The 15,398-nt window shown below is 64.7% G+C and carries 15 protein-coding genes; 8 read left to right on the top strand and 7 right to left on the bottom strand.

Features of this window, described 5'->3' with window-relative positions; all coding sequences use genetic code 11:
- Nucleotides 1-54: 54 nt before the first annotated feature.
- Nucleotides 55-894: an RMD1 family protein gene (locus GGD66_RS29560; RefSeq protein WP_183259786.1), complete on the bottom strand. Its 840-nt coding sequence runs from the start codon at nucleotides 892-894 to the stop codon at nucleotides 55-57.
- 324 nt (nucleotides 895-1,218) lie between these two features.
- On the opposite strand from GGD66_RS29560, the gene GGD66_RS29555 reads away from it, so the two are divergent.
- On the top strand, nucleotides 1,219-1,794 hold the full coding sequence (locus GGD66_RS29555; RefSeq protein WP_183259785.1) for a glycosyl transferase: 576 nt from the start codon (nucleotides 1,219-1,221) through the stop codon (nucleotides 1,792-1,794).
- Nucleotides 1,795-1,856: 62 nt separating this feature from the next.
- Nucleotides 1,857-2,816, top strand: coding sequence for a helix-turn-helix domain-containing GNAT family N-acetyltransferase (locus GGD66_RS29550; RefSeq protein ID WP_092262377.1), 960 nt, complete (start codon nucleotides 1,857-1,859; stop codon nucleotides 2,814-2,816).
- Between the two features lie 181 nt (nucleotides 2,817-2,997).
- Here GGD66_RS29550 and moaB read toward each other — a convergent pair whose 3' ends face one another.
- Both moaB and GGD66_RS29540 read right to left on the bottom strand, forming a co-directional pair.
- Nucleotides 2,998-3,561, bottom strand: a complete 564-nt coding sequence (gene moaB / locus GGD66_RS29545) for a molybdenum cofactor biosynthesis protein B (protein ID WP_092261518.1) — start codon at nucleotides 3,559-3,561, stop codon at nucleotides 2,998-3,000.
- Between the two features lie 161 nt (nucleotides 3,562-3,722).
- The gene (locus GGD66_RS29540; RefSeq protein WP_018323334.1) at nucleotides 3,723-4,652 is read right to left on the bottom strand and encodes a neutral zinc metallopeptidase; all 930 of its coding nucleotides are present in this window, start codon (nucleotides 4,650-4,652) and stop codon (nucleotides 3,723-3,725) included.
- Nucleotides 4,653-5,085: 433 nt separating this feature from the next.
- Here GGD66_RS29540 and GGD66_RS29535 point away from each other — a divergent pair, with 433 nt between their 5' ends.
- From GGD66_RS29535 to GGD66_RS29525, 3 genes are all read left to right on the top strand, one after another.
- A complete protein-coding gene (locus tag GGD66_RS29535) occupies nucleotides 5,086-6,216 on the top strand; it encodes a site-specific DNA-methyltransferase (RefSeq protein ID WP_283814495.1) in 1,131 nt (376 codons plus the stop codon).
- A 209-nt stretch (nucleotides 6,217-6,425) separates the two neighbouring features.
- A complete protein-coding gene (locus GGD66_RS29530) occupies nucleotides 6,426-6,752 on the top strand; it encodes a hypothetical protein (RefSeq protein WP_018323332.1) in 327 nt (108 codons plus the stop codon).
- A 125-nt stretch (nucleotides 6,753-6,877) separates the two neighbouring features.
- Entirely contained in the window at nucleotides 6,878-7,564 is a 687-nt protein-coding gene (locus GGD66_RS29525; RefSeq protein ID WP_183259783.1) for a glutathione S-transferase family protein, read from the top strand.
- A gap of 58 nt (nucleotides 7,565-7,622) precedes the next feature.
- On the opposite strand, the gene GGD66_RS29520 is transcribed toward GGD66_RS29525, so the two are convergent.
- Together GGD66_RS29520 and GGD66_RS29510 are read right to left on the bottom strand one after the other, a co-directional pair.
- A complete protein-coding gene (locus GGD66_RS29520; protein ID WP_183259782.1) occupies nucleotides 7,623-9,632 on the bottom strand; it encodes a methyl-accepting chemotaxis protein in 2,010 nt (669 codons plus the stop codon).
- 552 nt (nucleotides 9,633-10,184) lie between these two features.
- Nucleotides 10,185-10,628, bottom strand: coding sequence for a nuclear transport factor 2 family protein (locus GGD66_RS29510; RefSeq protein WP_183259781.1), 444 nt, complete (start codon nucleotides 10,626-10,628; stop codon nucleotides 10,185-10,187).
- A gap of 91 nt (nucleotides 10,629-10,719) precedes the next feature.
- Here GGD66_RS29510 and GGD66_RS29505 point away from each other — a divergent pair, with 91 nt between their 5' ends.
- Nucleotides 10,720-11,637 carry a LysR family transcriptional regulator gene (locus GGD66_RS29505; protein WP_183259812.1) on the top strand — a complete coding sequence of 306 codons (918 nt, stop codon included), beginning with the start codon at nucleotides 10,720-10,722 and terminating at the stop codon, nucleotides 11,635-11,637.
- Nucleotides 11,638-11,744: 107 nt separating this feature from the next.
- Here GGD66_RS29505 and GGD66_RS29500 read toward each other — a convergent pair whose 3' ends face one another.
- Complete coding sequence (locus GGD66_RS29500) at nucleotides 11,745-12,365, bottom strand: glutathione S-transferase family protein (RefSeq protein WP_183259811.1); 621 nt, start codon at nucleotides 12,363-12,365, stop codon at nucleotides 11,745-11,747.
- Nucleotides 12,366-12,491: 126 nt separating this feature from the next.
- Between GGD66_RS29500 and GGD66_RS29495 the strand changes: the two genes are divergently transcribed.
- Nucleotides 12,492-13,784 carry a flavin-dependent oxidoreductase gene (locus GGD66_RS29495; protein WP_183259780.1) on the top strand — a complete coding sequence of 431 codons (1,293 nt, stop codon included), beginning with the start codon at nucleotides 12,492-12,494 and terminating at the stop codon, nucleotides 13,782-13,784.
- Nucleotides 13,785-14,469: 685 nt separating this feature from the next.
- On the top strand, nucleotides 14,470-14,928 hold the full coding sequence (locus GGD66_RS29490; protein WP_018323322.1) for a hypothetical protein: 459 nt from the start codon (nucleotides 14,470-14,472) through the stop codon (nucleotides 14,926-14,928).
- A gap of 3 nt (nucleotides 14,929-14,931) precedes the next feature.
- On the opposite strand, the gene GGD66_RS29485 is transcribed toward GGD66_RS29490, so the two are convergent.
- Nucleotides 14,932-15,351: a PaaI family thioesterase gene (locus GGD66_RS29485; RefSeq protein WP_183259779.1), complete on the bottom strand. Its 420-nt coding sequence runs from the start codon at nucleotides 15,349-15,351 to the stop codon at nucleotides 14,932-14,934.
- Between the last annotated feature and the right edge of the window lie 47 nt (nucleotides 15,352-15,398).

The raw sequence follows: 15,398 nt of genomic DNA, 5'->3' as shown, positions 1-15,398 counted from the left end.
CCTACGACACCGGACTCGTGGAGATTGAGGCACAACAGCGCGCGAAAAAAACGCTCAATGCGTTCCCGACCAGATCTGAAAACACCCGATCGCGACCTCGATCACGATCAGCACCACGACCGCGATCTCCAGGCGCAGCGAGCGCTGGGTGTCGATGATGTCGGTCAGCGCGTTGGCGGTCTCCGACACCGCGGTGAGCTTGCGCTCGAGCGTGTCGAGGCGTTCTTTCAGCTCGTACTCGTCCTCGAGGCGGGAATAGAGCCGGTCGAGCTCGGGCTTCTCCCAGAGCACGTCGGGCTTCTCGGCGATCGCGACGCGGCCGGCGACGCGCTGCTGCATCAGCAGTGCATTGCCGATCAGTTGCAGGATGCCCTTGCGACGGCGCGGCGTGCGGCCGTGCTCGGCGAGCTCCCGCGCAAACGGCTCGATCACATCGAAGACCGCGGCGACGCGGCGCTCGTCGCGCGCCAGCGACGTGCTCTTGGCGAGCGCGTCCGCAACCAGCAGCAACCGGTCGTCGGAGAACTTTGCGAGGCAGATCGGCCCGCCCGGCTGGATCGCTTCAGCGCTTTCATCCTTGCAGAGCTGTGCCTGCGCAATCTCTTCCTCATACGGGCTGAGCTCGCCGATCACCCGCGGCTTCAGGCTGTCGATCAGCACTTTCTCCTCGGACGGGAGCAGCCCGATCAGCACCACGACGCCGTAACGGAAGATCACGGCAAGGCCGGCATGGACGCGGAAGGCGGCGGGCGTCGACGAGACCAGCGTGCCGATCTCGAGACCGGCGGCGTTGATGCGGTCGCCCAGCATCAGCGCGCGGATCCGCAAGGTCGGCGCAGCCTCCGGCTTCGGCGACGTTGACGCCGTGCCAACAGCGAGTTGATCGGCGTTCACAGGAAGCCTCCGCCGGCACCAAAGTCACACATTTCCCGTTCGAACCTTTCTTGCAGGGCGCACCCTCCCTGCAGGAGCCGGCTACCCGCGCGCCGCGCAATGTCGCCGTAAAACTCCGGGTTAATACCCCCGGGACGCGCTTGTGCCGAAACATTCGGCAACATCGCCAACCCGCGCGTGACACATTTGGCTGCGAGGACTGGCTGCAGTTTACCATCGCACGCCGAAGCGCGGCCGGAAAGTTGCACTCGGCAACGCCACGTGTTTATGACAACATATAACAAGCTACGCTTCTCCCGAAGTGCAGACATTGAAGCCTCAATCATGCTGAGCGTCATCATTCCGACCGAAGGCGTCGAGCAGACCGCCGTGGCGACTCTGGCCGCGCTGGTCCCCGGGGCCGCCGCCGGCGTCATCCGCGAGGTGCTTCTGGTCGACGGCACCCGCAACGGCGTCATCGAGCGGGTTGCCGACGTCGCAGGCTGCCGTTTCGTCTGCTTCGAGGGATCTTCGCAAGGCGCCGCGCTCGCGGCCGGCGCGCTCCAGGCCCGCTCGCCGTGGCTGATGTTCCTGCCCGCAGGCGCCGTGCTCGAAACCGGCTGGATCGAGGAAACCACCCAGTTCATCCAGGCCGTCGCGACCAGCGGACGGGACCGTGCTGCCGTGTTCCGCTATGCGCGCTCGCCTTACGCCGATACCGGATTGCGCGACGTCCTCCGGGCCGTGGTGCGCAGGGTGATCGGCCCGCTCGGCGATCAGGGTCTTTTGATTGCGCGTGATCATTACGACCGGATCGGCGGTTACCCGCCGCAGGCCCGCCGTTCCGAGGCACGGCTGCTGCGCCGGCTCGGCCGCTCGTCCCGGACCATGCTGCGCAGCCGGATCGTCATGGTCGGCTGAAGTCACCGCATACTTGCCAAAGTCAAATAATTAATTGACAATGGCAAGTATCGAGGTGCCCCATGCCATCAAGCTCTTCCCCATCAGCCCTTGCGATCGAACAGGTCGCTGACGATCGCATCGCGGCGGTCCGCGCCTTCAACCGCTTCTATACTCGCAAGCTCGGTGTGCTCGACCAGCATCTCGGAAAGAGCCCGTTCTCGCTCAGCGAGGCCCGGGTGCTCTACGAACTCGCGCATCGCGACGAGCTGGCGGCAAAGGAGATCGGAAACGAGCTTGGCCTCGACCCCGGCTATCTCAGCCGCATCGTGCAAAGCTTCGACGAAAAGGGGCTGATCACGCGAAGGCCCCTGCCCGCCGATCGCCGGCAATACCAGCTCAGCCTCACCGCCAAGGGCCGCCAGACCTACGCCAAGCTGAACCTGAGCTCGCAAAACGAGGTCGCCGCAATGCTGGCCCAGCTTTCGGCCAGCGATGCAACGCGGCTCACGCAGGCCATGGCGACCATCGAGGCCGTGCTGGAGCAACGTCGAACCCAGCCTGCGGCTTTCATGCTGCGCAGCCACCGCGTCGGTGACATGGGCTGGGTCATCTCCAAGCAGGCCGCCGCCTATGCCGCGGACTACAACTGGGACATCAGCTACGAGGCGCTGGTCGCCGAGATCTGCGCACAGTTCATCAAGAACTATGACGCCGCGCGCGAGCACTGCTGGATCGCGGAAGTGGGCGGCGAGCCGGTCGGCTCGATCTTCCTGGTCAAGGCCACCGACGAGATCGCCAAGCTGCGCCTGTTGCAGGTGGAGAAGAAGGCGCGCGGGCTCGGTGTCGGTCGTGCGCTGGTCGAGCAATGCATCCAGGGCGCTCGCGAGCGGGGCTACAGCAGGATGACGCTGTGGACGCAAAGCATCCTGGTTGCCGCACGCGGCATCTATCAAAGTGCAGGCTTCAAGCTCGTGAAGGAAGAGAAGCACCACAGCTTCGGTGCCGATCTGGTCGGCGAGACCTGGGAGCGGGATCTCTGATTTTGCGACGAGCGCGATGCGCATGAATGTGCCCTCGCCCCTTGTGGGAGAGGGCAGCGACGCCGGCAGACACAGGCTCACTTGGGTGAGGGGTGTGTCTCAGCGTATTCCGTGCGGATAGATACCCCTCATCCGGCGCTTCGCGCCACCTTCTCCCACAAGGGGAGAAGGGAGAAAGCAATCACACCGTCGCGCCTTGCGCCTTCGGCCTTCGCAGATGCTCGTCCAGCCGCGGCATGATCTCGACAAAATTGCAGGGGCGCGTGCGGTAGTCGAGCTGAGCGGCGAGGATGCCGTCCCAGCCGTCGCGGCAGGCGCCGGGGGAGCCTGGCAGGCAGAAGATGTAGGTCGCACCCGCGACGCCGGCGGTGGCGCGGCTCTGGATCGTCGACGTGCCGATCTTGGCGTGGCTGAGCAGGTGGAACGCGATCGAGAAACCGTCCATCCGCTTTTCGAACAACGGCTCGATCGCCTCCGGCGTGACGTCGCGCCCGGTGAAGCCGGTGCCGCCGGTGGTGATGACGACGTCGATGCCGGCATCCGCGATCCAGCGGCGAACGACGGCGCGGATCGCCTCGACATCGTCGGTGACGATCTCGCGGGCGGCGAGGCGATGGCCCGCTGCGGCAAGGCGGTCGGCGAGCGTCTGGCCGGACTTGTCATCCGCGAGCGCACGGGTGTCGGACACGGTGAGCACCGCGATGTCGAGCGGGATGAATTGTTTTGCTTCGTCGATGGAGGCCACGACTTCACTCCTGTTTCCTGCCCACCGCCGTCATCCTGAGGTGCGCGCCGTGCGGTGCAAGGGCACCGCAGGGCGAGCCTCGAAGGATGGGCCGCAAGCTCCGCCATCCTTCGAGGCTCGCCAAGTGGCGAGCGCCTCAGGATGACGCCACTAATAGCTTACTACTGCCCGCCGCCGAACGTGTTGCAGGCCTGGACCGTGCCCTGCTGATAGCCGGTCATGAACCACTGCTTGCGCTGCGCGGCCGAGCCGTGGGTGAAGGAATCGGGCACGACGCGTCCCGTGGCCTGGCGCTGCAGCGTGTCGTCGCCGATCGCGCTCGCCGTGGTCAGCGCGGCGTCGATGTCGCCGGGCTCGAGGAAGTTTGGACGCTTCTTCGCCTCGCGATTGACCCAGACGCCGGACAGGCAATCGGCCTGCAATTCGACCTTCACCTGGAGCGCGTTGGCCTCCGCCTTCGAGCCGGCCTGCTGCTGCAGCCGCGTCACGCGCGGAATGATGCCGAGCAGGTTCTGGATGTGATGGCCGGCTTCATGGGCGATGATGTAGGCGGTGGTGAAATTGCAGGCGGACTTGCCGGAGCAACCGCGGAAGCGCGTCTCGACCTCGCGGAAGAACGAGGTGTCGAGGAAGATGGTGCGATCCGGCGGACAATAGAACGGCCCCATCGCCGACTCTGCCCGGCCGCAGCGGCCCCCATTGGTGACGTTGCGGAACAGCACGACCTTCGGACCAGTGTAGGACTGGCCGGAGGCCTGGAAGATTTCGCTCCAGCGATCGTCGATCTCGCCGAGAATGCCGGAGATCATGCTCCCCATCTCGTCCGTCGGCGCCCCGCGCTTGCCTGACGAGGCCTGGCGATCGGTCTGATAGCTCGGCGCCTGGCCGCCGCCGGTGAGAATCTCGGCACCGCCGATCAGGATGCGCGGATCGATGCCGAAGGCATAGCCGACGAGGCCGAGCACGATGATGGTGCCGATGCCGAGCCCGCCGCCGCCCATCGGCAGGCCGAACCCACCGCCTCCACCGCCGCCACCCTCGTCGCGACGATCCTCGATGTCGTCGCTGCGGCGGAAGTCATCGTAACGCATGGCGGCCTTCCCTTTGGAGCCCCCGATTCCCGGGACCCCTGATTCAGTTTCGTCGGCGCGCAGGAGCGCGAAAGCTCAACGCGCCACACACGTAAAATTTCCCTTGCCTTTATCAATATCGTGGCCGGCAAAAATTGCCTAGTGCGGCAACATGGCGATGCCAGCAATTTTTTCCGAGGGTCGAGCAATTTTTTCCGAGAGAAATTTGGGGCTTTTTTGGCGCCGGGGCTGCTCCCGCAACGCGAAGAATTGCGAAATACACTGTAAAACACGACGAATGCGCACGACGACCAGCGCGCCGGACGCGGTGCGGGGACTGCTCACGAAAGCGGCGGGTTAAGTCGATTTTTACTTTGCCGCTTCAATGTAACGGTCAGTCGGTTGTTTGGTCCCGCGTCGCCGACAGCGTCGCCTGAGTCAGAGTTCTTGAGTCATGGTAGAGTCGCGTCGCGGGGCGTCTGCAAGGGCGCCCCGCACAAACTTTGAGTCCGCCTCGCATCGCATCATTCTCGGTGATTGCGTCGCCGAGATGTCGAAGCTTGAGGCTGGTTCGGTCGATCTCGTGTTCGCCGATCCGCCCTACAATCTCCAGCTCAAGGGCGATCTCAAGCGCCCCGACGAATCCCATGTCGACGCCGTCGACGACGACTGGGACAAGTTCGATTCGTTCTCCGCCTATGACGATTTCACCCGCGCCTGGCTGCTTGCCGCGCGCCGCGCGATGAAGCCGTCGGCGACGATCTGGGTGATCGGCTCCTATCACAACATCTTCCGCGTCGGCACGATCATGCAGGACCTCGGCTTCTGGCTCCTGAACGACATCGTCTGGCGCAAGTCGAACCCGATGCCGAATTTCCGCGGCCGCCGCTTCACCAACGCGCACGAGACCATGATCTGGGCCGCGCGCGACGAAAAGGCCAAGGGCTACACGTTCAATTACGAGGTGCTGAAGGCCGCGAACGAGGACGTGCAGGCACGCTCCGACTGGCTGATCCCGCTCTGCACCGGCGAGGAGCGCCTCAAGGGCGCCGACGGCAAGAAAGTGCATCCGACGCAGAAGCCGGAAGGCCTGCTCGCACGCGTGCTGCTGTCCTCATCCAAGCCGGGCGATCTCGTGATCGATCCCTTCAACGGCACCGGCACCACCGGCGCGGTCGCAAAACGCCTCGGCCGCTCCTATATCGGCTTCGAGCGCGACAAGACCTATGCGAAGGCCGCGGAAGCCCGCATCGCCAAGGTCGAGCCGCTGCCGGAGGAGAGCCTCGCCCCGTTCATGACTGCGCGCGAAGCACCGCGGGTCGCATTCTCCGAGCTGATCGAGCGCGGCATGATCATGCCCGGCACGAAGCTGTTCGACGCCAAGAAGAAGCTCGGCGCATTGGTGCGTGCCGACGGCGCCATCATGTTCGGCGACAAGGTCGGCTCGATCCACCGCATCGGCGCGGTGGCGCAGGGCGCGCAAGCCTGCAACGGCTGGACCTTCTGGCACGTCGAGACCAAGAAGGGTCTCAAGCTGATCGACGAGCTCCGCGCCGAGATCCGCGCCGGCATGGCGGCGGAGTAGCCGCTTCCCACGATCTTCTAGGGTGGGCAAAGCGACTTGTCCGCCATAGCTCGAAGAGCGACGGCGGAAGCGTGCCCACGTCCTGCCCAATTGACGCGAAGACGTGGGCACGGCGCAAACGCGCCCTTGCCCACCCTACGGCGCCTTGAATGGGGCGGCAGTCGGGACTAGATTTGCCCGGTCAGCTCCCGTCCTGACCGGTGGGCCCCATGCGACGACAGTCCGAGACATTGCTGTTGGTGCCGCTGCTGCCGATCTTCCTGCTCGGCATGTTTCCGATGTTCCTGATCGCCCTGCTGGGATTCTTCGGCCTCGCGCTGTTCGGGGTGCTCGTGATCTGCGTCGGGCTCGCCAGCAGCAACGAGGCTCACGACAATTTCAATCACGACGTCATCGTTCACGGCTATGCGCGCGGATCGGAGCGCGCGGCGCGGGCCTCCGACATGCATCTGGCCACGCGGCTCGGGCTGCGGCTGGAAGCGGTCGGCGCCGCGATGGTCATTACGGCGGCAATCGGCCTTTGTTACGCCGGCTGATCTGCGTGGCGCGCAGATACCGCCCGGCAAACTCGCCGGTTGCCCTCCCGCAACGGGTTCAGGCAAGACAGGCGGCGCGGCGATGACGCTGCGTTCGCGCCTTGCAACAAACATTGGGGAGATCGATGCTCAAATTCTATTTCAACGGATCGCCGAACCCGACCAAGGTTGCGCTCTATCTCGAAGAGTCCGGCCTGCCCTTCGAGCCGGTGAAGGTCGACACCCGCAAGGGCGAGCAGTTCACGCCGGAATTCCTCAAGATCAATCCGAATGCCAAGGTCCCGGCGATCGACGATGGCGGCACCATCGTGTTCGACAGCAACGCCATCCTGCTTTATCTCGCCGAGAAGACCGGCAAGTTCCTGCCCGCCGCGAGCGTGCGCGGCGAGACGCTGTCATGGTTGATGTTCATCGCCACCGGCGTCGGGCCGTATTCGGGGCAGGCCGTGCACTTCAAGCATTTTGCGCCGAAGGACCAGAACCACGACTACGCCCATAACCGCTACCAGTACGAGACCGACCGCCACTACAAGATTCTCGACGCTCACCTCAAAGGGCGCAGCTACATGGTCGGCAACAGCTATTCGATCGTCGACATGGCGCTGTGGGGCTGGGCGCGGATGCTGCCGTTCAAGCTCGGCGACGACGCCTTTGCGCGCTACCCCAACGTGAAGCGGCTGGTCGACGAGATCTCGGCGCGCCCGGCGGCTGCGCGTGCGATCGCTCTGAAGGACAAGTTCACCTTCAAGGCCGAGATGGACGACGAGGCGCGCGCCAATATGTTCAAGCACATGGCGACCAAGGTCGCCTGAGCGCACCGCGCCGCTCTTCGAGGCCACGCGCATGCGCGTGGCCTTTTGTGTTTGGGATTCAGGCGGCGTGGACCGAGTTCAGGAACTTGGCCACTTCGAGCTTGAGGCGGTTGCTGTCGGCCGACAGCGAGCGCGCTGCCGACAGCACCTGCGATGAGGCCGACCCGGTTTCGGAGGCGCCGCGCTGCACGTCGCCGATGTTGGACGACACCCTTTGCGTGCCATGAGCCGCCTGCTGGACGTTGCGGGAAATCTCCTGCGTTGCCGCGCCCTGCTGCTCCACGGCGGCCGCGACCGTCGACGAAATCTCCGACAGCCGCTCGATGGTGCCGCTGATCTCCCTGATGGAGCCGACCGATTCCTCCGTCGCGGCCTGGATGCCCGACACCTGCTGGGCGATCTCGCCGGTGGCCTTCGCAGTCTGCTCGGCGAGCGCCTTGACCTCGGAGGCGACCACGGCAAAGCCGCGGCCGGCTTCGCCCGCGCGCGCCGCCTCGATGGTGGCATTCAGCGCCAACAGATTGGTCTGGCCGGCGATGGTGCTGATCAGTTCGACCACGTCGCCGATCCGCGCGGCGGCCTTGGAGAGCGCGCCGACCCGGTCATTGGTCCTGCTCGCCTGACCGACGGCCTCGACCGCGATACGGGCGGATTCCTGCACCTGGCGGGCGATCTCGGACACCGAGGAGGACAGCTCCTCGGTCGCCGAGGCAACCGCCTGCACATTGGCCGAGGCCTCCTGCGAGGCGCTGGCGACCTCCGTCGACAGGTCCTGGGCCCGCGAGGCGGTCGTGGTCAAGGTGCCGGCGGAGGCTTCGAGCTCGTTCGATGCCGACGACACGGTGTTCACGATCTCGCCGACCGCCTGCTCGAACTGATCGGCGAGCCTGACCATGTCTTTCTTGCGGCTTTCCTCCTGCCGCGCCTCGATCTCGGTCTGCTCGGCGCGCAGGCGCTCAGTCTCGACCATGTTGTCCCTAAACACCTGGATCGCCTTGGCCATGTCGCCGATCTCGTCGGCCTTGCCGCGTCCGGGGATCTCGACCTCGAGATTGCCGCCCGCGATCAGTCCCATCGCGCGCGTCATCGAGGTCAGGGGACCGACGATGCTGCGGGCGATCAGGAAGGCGACGATGCCGCCGAAGAGGATGGCGAGGCCGCCGGCGATCTCCTGAATGGTCGTCGTACCGGCGATCACGGCTTCGGCGGTCATACGCGATTCCTGGTAGTCCTTCTTCAGGGTCGTTTCCGCGGCCTTGAGCCGGCCGACGCTGTCGACGATGAGAGGCGCGAGGGTCTTGTGGTAGATCTCGTCGGCCTGAAGCATCGCGGCGGATGTCGTCTCGAACGCCGATTTGTAGATTCCAAGCGAGGTCTTCACCGGCGCGAGCGTGGATCGCAATTCCGCTGCCTGCGGGCTCTTTTCGAGAGCCGCGAGCCGTTGCGCCGCCCGGTCTACGCTCGCCCTGAAATTCGTGGGTCCCTGCGCGTCGCGCAAGGCCAGGAAACGCCAGTTTGCGACCCGAACAAGGAGGACCCTGGATTCGAGGTCGGCGACGAGGGCCGCGGTGTCTTCGTCGACGGCTGCGCGCGCCGCATCGACCAGCTTGCCCATCTTGACGGCCAGCTCTTCGCCGCTCGGCAGCAACGTGGCCTTGCCCGTTCTCGCCTCGTTGACGGCGTCGCCGAGGTTGTCACGCAAGCGTCGCATCTTGGCAATGTCGTCGATGAGGCCGTTGTAGAGCGCTCGCCGATCCTCCGAGAGCGTCCCCTTGGCGCCGACCCGCAACAGCTCGATCGCAGCGGTTTCCCGCTCTTGCGCCTCCTTCATCGCGGGCTCGTTGGCGTCGTAGACGTAACGCAGATTGGCCCGCTGGATCGCCTGAAGATGGGTCGATATTTCCAAAACCCGCGCCGTGCTGTCCGAAAGTGCGGATTGTCTCGCGACCTGATCCTGCACCGCCCGCAAATTCCAGACGGCAACCACCGCCATCGCGAGACCGACCGCCACCAAGGCCATGAAGCCTGCGTACAGGCGTCCCCTGATCCGCAAACGAAACTTCGGCATTCCCACTGTCCACCCAGATGCATTTCACTTCGAGTGGCCGAACAAGTCCGGCAAAATCGTCACGACCACCCTGGCAGCCGCGCGTCTTTGCGACCCACGCTGCACCGCGACACAATGGGGGACACTCGTTAATTGAACCTTCCCATTTTTCGCGCGCATCAAAGCGGCGCGCACAATATCTGCTGATTTTATAGCCAGTTGCGCTACGCCCTTGGCGCAAGGCGTGCGACCCATGCAGATAGATACCTGCATGGGGCGCCCGGATGCATGCCTGCCTACGTGGTGGCCTGCTGCAATTGCCGCCCTGAATCCCTCCGTTCTCTCGATATTTTCAATTCCGCCGGAAGGGCTTCTTCAGCTCGTACTCAATCTCCGAACGAGACATCCCGCATTCCAGAAGCTCCCGATCGCTCATCATGACGAGCTGACGGCGCGCCGAAGACCGCTCGCGCCTGATACGGACGATCTCCGCCAGTCTTTGCCAGACCGACGCGACCATCGCCCACGGTGACGGACGTCGCCGGCGGGCGGACCAGATCATGCTCAAGTCGGTCAGCCCGCGGCTCTGACGCCCCCTTGCGGAAAAGAACCGAGCGCCCGCTCGGTCAGGATCGAGTCGCAGTACTCGCGGATCTCCTTGATCTTGCCGTCCTCGAGACGAAACACCAGGCAATAGTCATTGTCGTAGCGCACGCCGTCAGGCGTGACGTTGTCGCCCTTGGCCTCCACGACGACCACATCGCCGTCGGCGATGAAGCGGTGCGCGACGGTGCGCGTGCGGTCGCGCAGGCGGGTGCGCACATAGCCGTGCAGATCGTTGAGGATCGACTCCTTGCCTGAGAAGGTGCGCGACCAGGAATACTGGCCGGTCACGACCCATTTGGCATCTTCGGCAAGACTTGCGGCGAACAGGGCGCGATCGCGCGCGGCCGGATCGGGATTGGCGGCGGCGGCGAAAATATCCTGCATCAGTTTCTTGTTGGCGCTCGCGTTCATGGCGGCATCTCCGTTTGGTGGGAATGCGGAGATCATCGCCGCAGCATCAGAATTCTTCAAATCGATAGGGAATATGATATCTATTCGCTTGATGAATTTGAATTCGCTTGACCTCAACCTGCTGACCGCGCTCGACGCCCTGCTGCGCGAGGCCAGTGTCAGCCGCGCCGCGCTTCGAATGGGCCTGTCGCAGCCGGCGGCCAGCCACGCACTGCAGCGCCTGCGCGACATTCTCGGCGATCCGCTGCTGGTGCGCACCGGCGCGCGGATGGAGCTGACGCCGCGGGCACAGGCCCTGCGCGCGCCGCTGGCGCAGGCGCTCGATCAGGTGCGCGGCCTGTTCGTGCCCGATGACTTCGATGCCGCACGCAGCGAACGGCAATTCCGCCTGATGATGCCGGATCTCGCAGTCGAGCTGCTGATGCCGCCGCTGATGGAGAAGGTGACGCGGGCCGCGCCCAACGTCCGCATCGACATCGTGCCATGGCGGGGATCGGCGATCTTCCATGCCGAATTCGCCCGCACCATCGACCTCGTGATCTCGATCGGCAACGCCTTCAAGGGTTTTCACCGCCAGCTGCTCTACGTCGACAGCGACGCGCTGGCGGTGCGGCGCGGCCACCCCTTGGCCGCGAAGCTGAAGCGTCGCGAGACGTTCCTGGCCGCGCGCCATGTCGGCGTGATCATCCGAGGCAGCAACGAGGATCTGATCGACACCTGGCTCAGGGCCAAGGGCATCGAGCGGCACATCTCGCTAGTCGTGTCAGGCTATCTCGAAGCGCTGCACGTCGCCGCCCGCACCGATCTCGTCGCCTTCGTGCCACGCCGGCTGATCGCGGCACTGTCGAAACAGCTCGGCCTCGTCACAGCGACCCCGCCGCTCGACCCCGGGATCGACGAGCAGTTCATGTTCTACCCGACCCGCGCGCAGATGGACCCCGGCTCGATCTGGCTGCGGCGGCTGATGCTGGAGACGGGGCGGGAATTGGAGAAGCGGAAGGCCGGGTAGCTCCCGTAGGGTGGGCAAAGCGAAGCGTGCCCACCACCTGTCGCCGCCGGAAAATGATCGTGGGCACGGCGCTTTGCGCCTTTGCCTACCCTACAAGAGCCGGGCTCTTACGCCTTCTGCGCGGCCATCACCTTTGCTACGGCGGGGCGGTCAGACATGCGCTTGAAATGATCGGCGATCTTCGGCGTCGCGTTGATGTCGACGCTGTCGCCTTCGAGCCAGGTCGAGAGCGTGTAGAGATAGGGATCGCAGATCGTGAACTGATCGCCCATCACCCAGGGCCCCCGAAACATCTTCTGCTCAATCAGGGCGAAGCAGGCGCCCATGGTCTTCGGGACCATCGCCTTCATGTCGGCGAACGAGCTCTCCTGCGTCGCCCAGCGCGGACCGCGCATCTTGTGGGCATGATTGATGTGCACGGTCGAGCAGAGGTAGGAGTTGAACGACTGCACCTGGGCGAAGTCGAAGGGATCATCGAGCGGCGCGAGCTTCGCCTTCGGGAAGGTCTGCGCAAGATAGACCAGCATCGCCGGCGTCTCGGTGAGGACGCCGCGATCGGTCACCAGCGCCGGCACGCGCCCCTTCGGGTTGATCTTGAGATAGTCCGGGCTGTTTTGCTGGTTGTCCTTGAAGCTCAGCCGTTCAGCCGTGTAGTCGGCACCCGCCTCCTCCAGGGTGATGTAGGTGGCGAGCGCGCAGGTGCCGGTCGCGTAGTAGAGCTTGAGCATGTCGGACCTCATGGGGGAAAACCCGAGGTTAACGGCCCTCCGCCGCCCCGTCCATAGGGACCTCTTCGCAGTTGCCCACGGCCGCCCGGCCGTGCGAAGACGCCGTCAATCGGAGGGGATTTAGACATGACCGTACTCATCGCCGGTGGCGGCATCGGCGGGCTGACGCTTGCGCTCAGCCTGCAGCAGATCGGCGTTCCCGCAAAAGTGTTCGAGAGCGTCGCGGAGCTGAAGCCGCTCGGCGTCGGCATCAACGTGTTGCCGCATGCAGTGCGCGAGCTAATCGAGCTCGGGCTGATGGACAGACTGGACGCCAGCGGGGTGCGGACGCGCGAGCTCGCCTATTTCTCCAAGCACGGCAAGCCGATCTGGAGCGAGCCGCGCGGGCTGGAGGCCGGCTACAAATGGCCGCAATTCTCGATTCATCGCGGCACGCTGCAACAGCTCCTGCTCGACACCGCGATCGAGCGGCTCGGCCGTGACAACATCCTCACCAGCCACCATCTGACCGGCTGGACGGAGACGGCAGACGGCGTGCGCGCCGACTTCATCGATCGGGCGACCGGCAAGGCCGCCGGGAGTTACGACGGCGCGATCCTGATCGCCGCCGACGGCATTCATTCCGCCGCGCGCGAAAAGCTCTATCCCAATGAGGGTCCGCCGATCTGGAACGGCCGCATCCTCTGGCGCGGCGTCACGCCGTCCAAGGCCTTCCTGACCGGCCGCACCATGATCATGGCCGGCCACGAGATCCTGAAATTCGTCTGCTATCCGATCAGCAAGACGCCGGACGCGGCGGGCAACCATCTGATCAACTGGGTCGCCGAGCGCCACATGCCGCCGACCTATCAGTGGCGGCGCGAGGACTATAACCGCACCGCGCGGCTGGAGGAGTTTCTGCCCTGGTTCGAGAGCTGGCAGTTCGACTGGCTCGACGTGCCCGGCCTGATCAAGAACTGCCCGCACGCCTATGAATATCCGCTGGTGGACCGCGATCCGGTCTCGCAATGGACCTTCGGCAAGGTCACGCTGATGGGCGATGCCGCGCATCCGATGTACCCGATCGGCTCGAACGGCGCCTCGCAGGCCATCCTCGATGCTCGCACCATCACCCGCGAGATTCTCGCGCATGGACCGACGACCGCGGCGCTGCTCGCCTATGAGGCCGAGCGCCGGCCCGCTACCACCGACCTCGTCCTGCTCAACCGCAAGAACGGACCCGAGCAGGTCATGCAACTGGTCGAGGAGCGCGCGCCCGACGGCTTTGAGGTCGTCACCGACGTGCTGTCGCAGCAGGAACTGGAAGACATCGCCGCCAACTACAAGCGCGTTGCGGGCTTCCAGGTCGAGGCGCTGAACGCGAAGCCGCCGATCGTCAGGGGAGATGCGAAGCGCGAGCGCCTGAAGGCGGGGCGGTAAGAGTTGTCCAACCGCCCCGCGTCCGTCACGGCCCATCAATATCCATACTGTCCGGAACACACCCAATTGCCATAGGCATCGTAGCAACGGTTGTTGTAGTAGCCGTATGCACCTGCCGCCGCCGCTCCGACTCCGACTGCCGCGGCTCCGTATGCGGCTCCCCGGTAGACGCCTCTACGCGCCGCAGTACGTGCTACGGGGTACCCTGCTATTGGCCGGGAGACGTGAGCGCGGCCGTAGCGACCAGCGTGAACGGCACCGCCTCTGTAGTGCGCGCCTCCTCCGTGAAATCCCCCTCCCCGATAAGCGCCACCTCCTCCGCGGCCGCCGCGGGCGAGTGCGTCATCGGGAACAAGGCTTGCGCCGACAAGAGCGGCTGCGGCCAAGCCAACCAGAGCATATCGAAACATGGGCGTCCTCCCGTCATTGGAGTGCCGGTTCTATCCGCAGGGTGATGCCGTCAACGGGACAGGCACTTGCCCCATCATTTGGCGCGCCCTGCATGTCCAATTGACCTAGATCAACGCCCGTCTGTTTCAAAGACCCGAATTGGTCCAGCGCTTTCAGGCCGAGGCTGAAGACCATGAGCGGCCGCAACCGCCCGCTGGTGCGCTTCGATCTAAGCCAATCCTTGGATGCGAGAGAAATTTGTCCATTCGATAGACGAATAACCGAGGCTGCGATCATGAAGTTCCGGGCGGGGTTGCTTGCGGCGGCTATCTTGCTGACCGAAATGCACGCAAGTCATGCGGCGATACGGATCGCCGGCGATCGTGGCGGGCTAATCGACGCCTATGTTGACAGATATGAGCGCCTGCGCACTTCCGGAGAGACCGTCATCATCGATGGACTCTGTGCCTCATCGTGCACCATCGTTCTCGGTGCAGTTGCCGCTGACAAAATCTGTGTGACCTCGAAGGCCGCTCTCGGCTTCCACGCTGCTTGGGATTTCGGTCGGAAGGGAAGGACGATTACCGACCATGACGCCACCAATTACCTATACTCCATGTATCCCGGGCCGGTGCAGCGTTGGATCGCGGCACGCGGCGGGTTGAGGCCGCAACTCATCTTGCTGCGCGGCAAAGCACTTCAGGCGCTGTATAAGCCTTGCGCGCAGCACTCCGCGACACGGCCCCGACGGTAACGACTACCGCACCACCCTCGCCGCTTCCAGCAACCGCTCGGTCGCGCTTGCCGTTGCCAGCAAGGCGCCGTCCGCAGCCGTCAGCTTGGCCTCGACGAACGCAATCGTCTTGCCGAGCTGCGTCACCTTCGCCTCCCCGATGATCGGACCGGGCTTGGCGGGGCTGAGGAAATTCACGGTCATGCTGATGGTGGTGGTGTAGAGCCGGCCCTCACTCATCACCAGCACCGCCGGGCCCATGGTGTCGTCGAGCATGGCCGAGAGCATGCCGCCCTGGATGAAGCCCGCCGGATTGCAGAACTCTGGCTTGCCCTCGAAGCCGAGCTTGATCCAGCCCTCCTCGGGGCGGGCATCGAGCAGGCGCCATCCCAACAGCTCCGCACAGGGTGGCCTTGGAAAATTGTCGAGCGCGGTCTTGACCATTGGCAGCCTCCGTTTCGCACCCGATAGCTTAGCGCTGCTGCCAGCGT

This window comes from Bradyrhizobium sp. CIR48 (assembly GCF_014198315.1).
Lineage (GTDB): Bacteria > Pseudomonadota > Alphaproteobacteria > Rhizobiales > Xanthobacteraceae > Bradyrhizobium.
This window is presented reverse-complemented; position numbering and strand designations above follow the sequence as displayed.